The organism is Streptomyces sp. NPDC045431, from assembly GCF_040646655.1.
Taxonomy (GTDB): Bacteria; Actinomycetota; Actinomycetes; order Streptomycetales; family Streptomycetaceae; genus Streptomyces.
Window position 1 is genome coordinate 68,603 of sequence record NZ_JBEZAQ010000024.1, and the last position, 6,605, is coordinate 75,207.

Here is a 6,605-nt window from a genome sequence, read left to right on the forward strand (position 1 = left end):
AACGACAAGCGGACGTGGCTCAGTTGGTAGAGCATCACCTTGCCAAGGTGAGGGTCGCGAGTTCGAATCTCGTCGTCCGCTCGAAGTGGGGGATCTTCCCGACCCCCTGCACTCCGGGTGGAGTGGCCGAGAGGCGAGGCAACGGCCTGCAAAGCCGTCTACACGGGTTCAAATCCCGTCTCCACCTCCAAGGACGATTAGCTCAGCGGGAGAGCGCTTCCCTGACACGGAAGAGGTCACTGGTTCAATCCCAGTATCGTCCACTGGATCTTCGGATCCCGGATCCTCGGATCCCCCGCGCGATTAGCTCAGCGGGAGAGCGCTTCCCTGACACGGAAGAGGTCACTGGTTCAATCCCAGTATCGCGCACGCAGTGCCCATGATCTTGATCTTCTTCATTGTTCGGATCATGGTCCCGAGGACGATTAGCTCAGCGGGAGAGCGCTTCCCTGACACGGAAGAGGTCACTGGTTCAATCCCAGTATCGTCCACACCGTCCGGAGCCCCGGTCGCATCACGCGGCCGGGGCTCCGTGCTGTTCCCCCGCTCAGGAGGAGAAGAGCAGCCGACCGAAGCCGCGGTGGTGGCTGCCGTGGTGCCCGTGGTGGCCGTGGTGCGGCGCGCCCCAGGCGGGGGCGGCCGGAGCCGGGTAGCCCTGCGGGGCCGGCGGCGCGGGCGGGGCCTGCTGCACCCACTGGGCCTCCAGACGGGTCAGCGCCTCCAGCTCGCCGTAGTCGAGGAAGATCCCCCGGCAGCCGCTGCACTGCTCGATCTGGACGCCGTTGCGGTTGTACGTGTGCATGGGCGCGTGGCACTTGGGACACTGCATGGTTCGGCTCAACTCCTCGCCGTACGGATGGTGTCCTCACCCTACGACGCGGGGCCGGGCTCCAACTCGGGCGGGAGTGTCGCAATTCGGGTACAGGCTTCGACGACACCGAGCTCGACGTCGTCCAGGTCCCGGTGCTCGGCGCGGGACTTGGCGACCGCGAGGGCGGCGGTCTGCACCGTCAGCGCGCGGGCCGGGACGTCGAGCCGGGGCCACGGGTCGCCGTCCGCGGGGACCGCCGGGCCCCCTGCCGCGCGGTACGCGCCGAGGAACCGCGCCCACACGTCGGGCGCCAGCAGGCCGGCCGCGTACCAGGCCGCCGGGCGGGCCAGGTCCCAGGCGGGGTCGCCGAGACCGAGGTCGTCCACGTCGATGAGGAGCCACGGGCCGGTGGCGGCCGGGTGGCGGACGAGCTGGCCGAGGTGGAGGTCGCCATGGCAGAGCGCCGCCGGGCCGGGCGACGGGGCTTCGTCGCGGGCCCAGGCGGGCAGCCGCGTCCAGGCCGCCAGGACGGGAGCCGCGGCTGGATGCGGCTCCGCCGCCCGCATGCGCGCCACGGCGCGGGCCGCCTTGGCCGGACCGCGCATGGGGGGCAGGGGGCCGGGGAGGTCGGCGGGCGGGACCGCGTGGAGTCGGGCCAGCAGTGTCGCCGCCTCCTCCCACGGGGCGGCGTCCGGGTCGGCGGGGTCGACGGGTGTGCCGTACGGCCAGGCCGTCACGGGGCGGCCCCGCACCTCCGCGGTGCTCACCGGCAGCGGCGGCAGCAGGATGCCGGACAGCCGGGGATGCGCGGCGACCGCGAGGCGCGCGCGGTGCGCGGCCTCCTCGGTGTCGGGCGCGTGCGCCTTGGCGACGGCGTGCCCGTGCCGTACGACGGTTCCGTCCGCGCGGTCGGCCAGCACGGCGGGCGCGCTCCGCCCGCACGCGGGACACCCCGCGCGCGTCGGACCCTGGGGATGCGCGGCACGCCGCGCGACCCCCGCGAGCTCCTGGACGAGTACCTTCCCGGTCTCCATACGCCGACCCTACGGCCCGGGAAAAGCTCGGTGGCCGGCAGCTCCCCAGCTGCCGGCCACCCACAGGGCCTGTCTTTCGCATCAGGCCCCAGCCGTCCGCCGCACCCCCGTCCCCACGGGGTTGTTGGCCGGATGTCCCCGACCCGGGCCGCTCTCCCGGATCCGGGGCGCCGCTCAGCGCCCCAGCATCACGCCCACGGACGACGCCTGTGTGAGCACCGCGTCCCAGCCGCCGAAGGCGACCACCAGCAGTGCCGCCAGGGGAAGAACCATCATCGTCGCCACCAACGGGTGGCGCCTGCCGGACGGGCGGTCGCCGAACGAGGCGTAGGCCTTCCGTCCCTGCGCGCGGACCAGCGTCCGCGGTGCCGTGTCCGCCATGGTTCCTCTCCTGTCGATCTGGCAGCGGCGGGCGTCCGATCTCGGGGGACGAGTACCGCACCCGCCGCTTGACCCCAACATTAGGGACGCGGGCGGTCCGAGGCGTCATGCCCGCGTACCGATTGCCAGGCCTCCCGGAGGATGAGCCGTGGGCCCGGCGCGTACTCCCCTGGGTGGAGACGCGGTCCCGGGGGTGGGGGACATCCCCGAGGGGTGGCGGGGGCGGGCGACGGGTTCGCGGGAGGTGGGGGCTCGGGGGTCTCGGGAGGTGGGGGCGCGGGGTGATGTCGATCACCCCGCTCGGCGGCGCACCGGGTCGTTTCCGCGCCGTGCCCCAACTCCCCCTCGCCCGCCGGGCCGTGGGCCCCGCGGCCGCCGGAAGCCCGTAGCCCTGCCGCCTTCTGACCACTCCTCAATCCGGCTGCGAGGGCGCGGCCTATGAGCACACCGGGGCGCGGGTACGTAAGCTGTGCCCGTCAAACGGATAACCGCGGCTGCGGGGTGGGGAGCTCCCCACCGTAGGTAGGGGACGGACATGGCGATGATGCGGCTCCGGCGCGAGGATCCGCGTGTCGTCGGCTCGTTCCGGCTGCACCGGCGGCTGGGCGCCGGCGGCATGGGGGTCGTGTACCTGGGCTCCGACCGGCGTGGACAGCGGGTGGCCCTGAAGGTGATCCGGCCGGATCTCGCCGAGGACCAGGAGTTCAGGTCGCGCTTCGCCCGCGAGGTGTCGGCCGCGCGGCGCATTCGCGGCGGATGTACGGCGCGGCTCGTGGCGGCCGACCTGGAGGCGGACCGCCCGTGGTTCGCCACCCAGTACGTGCCGGGTCCGTCCCTGCACGACAAGGTCGCCGAGGAGGGGCCGCTGTCGGCGGCCGACGTGGCCGCCATCGGCGCCGCGCTCTCCGAGGGGCTGGTGGCCGTCCACGAGGCCGGGGTGGTCCACCGGGACCTCAAGCCGTCGAACATCCTGCTGTCCCCCAAGGGCCCCCGGATCATCGACTTCGGCATCGCCTGGGCGACCGGCGCCTCCACGCTCACCCACGTCGGTACGGCGGTCGGCTCCCCCGGCTTCCTCGCCCCCGAACAGGTGCGGGGCGCGGCCGTCACGCCCGCCACGGACGTGTTCTCGCTGGGCGCGACCCTGGCCTACGCGGCGATGGCCGACTCGCCGTTCGGGCACGGCAGTTCCGAGGTCATGCTCTACCGGGTGGTGCACGAGGAGCCGCAGCTGCGCGGCGTACCGGACGCGCTGGCCCCCCTCGTACGGGCCTGCCTGGCGAAGGACCCGGAGGAGCGGCCCAGCACGCTGCAGCTGTCCATGCGGCTCAAGGAGATCGCCGCGCGCGAGGCACAGGGCCTGTCGGAGAGGCCGCTCGCGCAGCGACCGGTGGGCCGGTCCCTGGACGAGCGGCCCACGGACCGGCCCACCGAGCGGTACACGGAACGCAACGGGGAGCGGGGCCCCACGCGGGACACGGAACGCAACACCGGCCGCAACACGGGAGGGCGTACGACCCAGGGGCGCGGCGCGCCTCGTACGCCCGCACCGCACCCCTCACGCGGGGGCGCGCGAACCGGAGGCGGGCGCCCCGGAACCCGCCCCACGGGCTCCCGGCCCGGCGTACGGACGTCGCCCGGCGGGCGCCGGCCCGCGAACCCGCGGCTCCTGCGCCAGCGGATCGTCGTCTTCGTCGTCGTGACGCTGATCGTGCTGCTGGGGATCGCGGCCGCGCAGGGCCTTCAGGGGTAGCTGCTCAGGATTCGGGGCGGCCGGTGGCCACCGCGTAGAACGCGACCGCGGCCGCCGCGCCCACGTTCAGCGAGTCCACCCCGTGCGCCATGGGGATGCGGACCCACTCGTCGGCCGCCCGCAGCGCCTTCGCCGACAGGCCCTCGCCCTCCGCACCCAGCATCAGCGCCACCCGCTCCATGCGGTGCGGAGCCACCTCGTCGATCGCCGCCGCCTTCTCGTGCGGCGTCAGCGCGAGCCGGCGGAAGCCCGCCTCCCGTACCGTCTCCAGGCCCTGGGGCCAGGACTCGAGGCGGGCGTACGGCACGGAGAACACCGCGCCCATGGAGACCTTCACCGAGCGGCGGTACAGCGGGTCGGCGCAGTCCGGCGACAGCAGCACCGCGTCCATGCCCAGCGCGGCGGCGCTCCGGAATATGGCCCCAATATTCGTATGATCATTAACGCCCTCCATCACGACGACGCGGCGCGTGCCGGCGAGCAGCTCGTCCGCCGCCGGCAGCGGCTTGCGCTGCATCGAGGCGAGCGCGCCGCGGTGCACGTGGTAGCCGGTCACCCGCTCGGCGACGTCCGGGCTCACCACGTACACCGGCGCCTCGGCCTCCTCGATGACGTCCCGCATGACGTCGACCCACTTCGCCGACAGCAGCATCGACCGCATCGCGTAACCGGCCTGGGCGGCCCGCCGGATGACCTTCTCGCCCTCGGCGATGAACAGACCCTCGGCCGGCTCGCGCCTGCGGCGCAGCTCGACGTCGGTCAGGCCCGTGTAGTCGTGCAGCCGGGGGTCGTCGGGGGCGTCGAGGGTGAGGATTTCCGCCACGGGGGTGCTGCCTTGTCGTCGTCGGAGCGAGTCGAGTGTGGTCGCGTGTAAGGGGGGAGCGTTACGCGGACGGCTGCGACGCGGGGCGCTTGCGCGGGCCCTCGTGGACGACGTCGCCGATGACGATGACCGCCGGCGGGCGTACGTCCTCCGCCTTGACCTTCTCCGCCACCGTCGCGAGCGTCGCGTCCACGCGCCGCTGCGTGGCCGTCGTGCCCTCCTGGATCAGCGCCAGCGGCGTCTCCGGGGCCTTGCCGTACGCGACCAGCGCCTGCGCGATGGCGCCGATCTTGTCCACGCCCATGAGGATCACCAGGGTGCCGCGCAGCTTCGCGAGGGACTCCCAGTCCACGAGCGAACGCGGGTCGTCGGGCGCGACGTGGCCGCTGACCACGGTGAACTCGTGCGCCACGCCGCGGTGCGTCACCGGGATGCCCGCCGCGCCCGGCACGCTGATCGAGCTGGAGATGCCCGGCACGACCGTGCACGCGATGCCCGCCTCCGCGAGCGCCTGCGCCTCCTCCATGCCCCGGCCGAAGACGAACGGGTCACCGCCCTTGAGGCGGACCACGGACTTGCCCGCCTTCGCGTGCTCGATCAGCGCGTTGTTGATCGCCTCCTGGGCCATGAAGCGGCCGTACGGGATCTTCGCCGCGTCGATCACCTCGACGTGCGGCGGCAGCTCGTCGAGCAGGTCACGCGGGCCCAGGCGGTCCGCGATGACGACGTCCGCCTCCGCGAGCAGGCGGCGGCCGCGGACCGTGATCAGGTCCGGGTCGCCGGGGCCGCCGCCGACCAGGGCGACGAACGGCGTACGGGCGCGGTGGTGCGGCGCGCCGATGGAGCCGTCGCGCAGGCCCTCGAGGATCGCGTCCCGCACGGCGGCGGAGCGGCGCGGGTCGTGGCCCGTGAGGACCGCGACGGTGACGCCCTCGCCGCGGCCCGTCGCCGGGGTCCAGGCCGTGGCCGCATCGGCGTCGTCGGAGCGTACGCACCACACGCGGTGGCGCTCCGCCTCGGCGGAGGCGCGGGCGTTGGCCTCCGGGTCGGTGGACGCGACCAGCGCGTACCAGGCGTCGGCGAGGTCGCCGTCCTCGTAACGGCGCCTCACCCAGGTGATCTCGCCCGCCTCCGCCATGGCCTCGACGGAGGGGGTCGCGGACGGCGAGACGAGGGTGATGTCGGCGCCCGCCGCGATGAGCGCGGGGAGACGGCGCTGGGCGACCTGGCCGCCGCCGATGACGACGACCCGGCGCCCGGAGAGGCGAAGTCCGACGGGATAGGCGGGCTGCTCGGCGTACTCGACCATGAGGGTGCGGCTCCTCGGCGGGGGCGGTGGTGCGGTGTGCGGTCTGCGATGTGCTGTCTGCGAGGCCGCTGCGACGGTGAAGCGGCTGGTGGGGCAGGGGGTGGCGCGGGAGGCGCGCGGCGGTGGGGCGCTTGCGACCACCTTACGGTGCGGGGCGCCGGGGTGGTCGGGGGCTTTCGCCGTGGAGGGACCGTGTGGGGGGCGGGGGTGGAGGTGGGGGTGGCTTGCGGTGGTTGCCGCTTGCGGCGGGTGGGTGGCTCGCGCCGGTGGGCGCTTGCGCCGGTGGGGGGCTTGTGGCCGGTGGGCGCTTGTGGCCGGTGGGCGCTTGCGGTGGTTGCCTGCGCCGATGGGGCCGGGCGGGGGCCGGGGTCTTCGGTGGGGGGTGCTCGGGCTCTCGTTCACCGCGCTTCGCGCGAGTTCAGTCGTTTTACGCCCGAGCACCCCCCACGCTCCGACCCCGTCCCCCTCACGCTCGTGGGCGGGACCTCCGGAGC

At 74.1% G+C, this 6,605-nt stretch carries 6 protein-coding genes and 5 tRNA genes; 6 read left to right on the forward strand and 5 right to left on the reverse strand.

The genetic code is table 11. From position 1 onward, the window contains the following. The first annotated feature begins 8 nt into the window (after window positions 1-8). The 5 genes from AB0A69_RS30970 to AB0A69_RS30990 all read left to right on the forward strand — a co-directional run bounded on the left by AB0A69_RS30970 (window position 9) and on the right by AB0A69_RS30990 (window position 491). Window positions 9-81 (forward strand) — tRNA-Gly (locus AB0A69_RS30970). Between the two features lie 35 nt (window positions 82-116). After that, a tRNA-Cys gene (locus AB0A69_RS30975) sits at window positions 117-190 on the forward strand. A 1-nt stretch (window position 191) separates the two neighbouring features. After that, window positions 192-263, forward strand: a tRNA-Val gene (locus AB0A69_RS30980). Between the two features lie 34 nt (window positions 264-297). Beyond that, window positions 298-369: transfer RNA gene (locus AB0A69_RS30985), tRNA-Val, on the forward strand. A 50-nt stretch (window positions 370-419) separates the two neighbouring features. Beyond that, a tRNA-Val gene (locus AB0A69_RS30990) sits at window positions 420-491 on the forward strand. A 56-nt stretch (window positions 492-547) separates the two neighbouring features. On the opposite strand, the gene AB0A69_RS30995 is transcribed toward AB0A69_RS30990, so the two are convergent. From AB0A69_RS30995 to AB0A69_RS31005, 3 genes are all read right to left on the reverse strand, one after another. Further along, window positions 548-829 carry a zf-TFIIB domain-containing protein gene (locus AB0A69_RS30995; protein ID WP_361428910.1) on the reverse strand — a complete coding sequence of 94 codons (282 nt, stop codon included), beginning with the start codon at window positions 827-829 and terminating at the stop codon, window positions 548-550. A gap of 41 nt (window positions 830-870) precedes the next feature. After that, the gene (locus AB0A69_RS31000; RefSeq protein WP_361428912.1) at window positions 871-1,845 is read right to left on the reverse strand and encodes an aminoglycoside phosphotransferase family protein; all 975 of its coding nucleotides are present in this window, start codon (window positions 1,843-1,845) and stop codon (window positions 871-873) included. 174 nt (window positions 1,846-2,019) lie between these two features. Beyond that, complete coding sequence (locus AB0A69_RS31005) at window positions 2,020-2,226, reverse strand: hypothetical protein (RefSeq protein WP_361428914.1); 207 nt, start codon at window positions 2,224-2,226, stop codon at window positions 2,020-2,022. A gap of 535 nt (window positions 2,227-2,761) precedes the next feature. Between AB0A69_RS31005 and AB0A69_RS31010 the strand changes: the two genes are divergently transcribed. After that, complete coding sequence (locus tag AB0A69_RS31010) at window positions 2,762-3,979, forward strand: serine/threonine-protein kinase (RefSeq protein ID WP_361428916.1); 1,218 nt, start codon at window positions 2,762-2,764, stop codon at window positions 3,977-3,979. 4 nt (window positions 3,980-3,983) lie between these two features. Here AB0A69_RS31010 and AB0A69_RS31015 read toward each other — a convergent pair whose 3' ends face one another. Together AB0A69_RS31015 and cobA are read right to left on the reverse strand one after the other, a co-directional pair. Beyond that, window positions 3,984-4,802 carry an RNA methyltransferase gene (locus AB0A69_RS31015; protein WP_361428918.1) on the reverse strand — a complete coding sequence of 273 codons (819 nt, stop codon included), beginning with the start codon at window positions 4,800-4,802 and terminating at the stop codon, window positions 3,984-3,986. 61 nt (window positions 4,803-4,863) lie between these two features. Then, a complete protein-coding gene (gene cobA, locus AB0A69_RS31020; RefSeq protein ID WP_361428920.1) occupies window positions 4,864-6,111 on the reverse strand; it encodes a uroporphyrinogen-III C-methyltransferase in 1,248 nt (415 codons plus the stop codon). Between the last annotated feature and the right edge of the window lie 494 nt (window positions 6,112-6,605).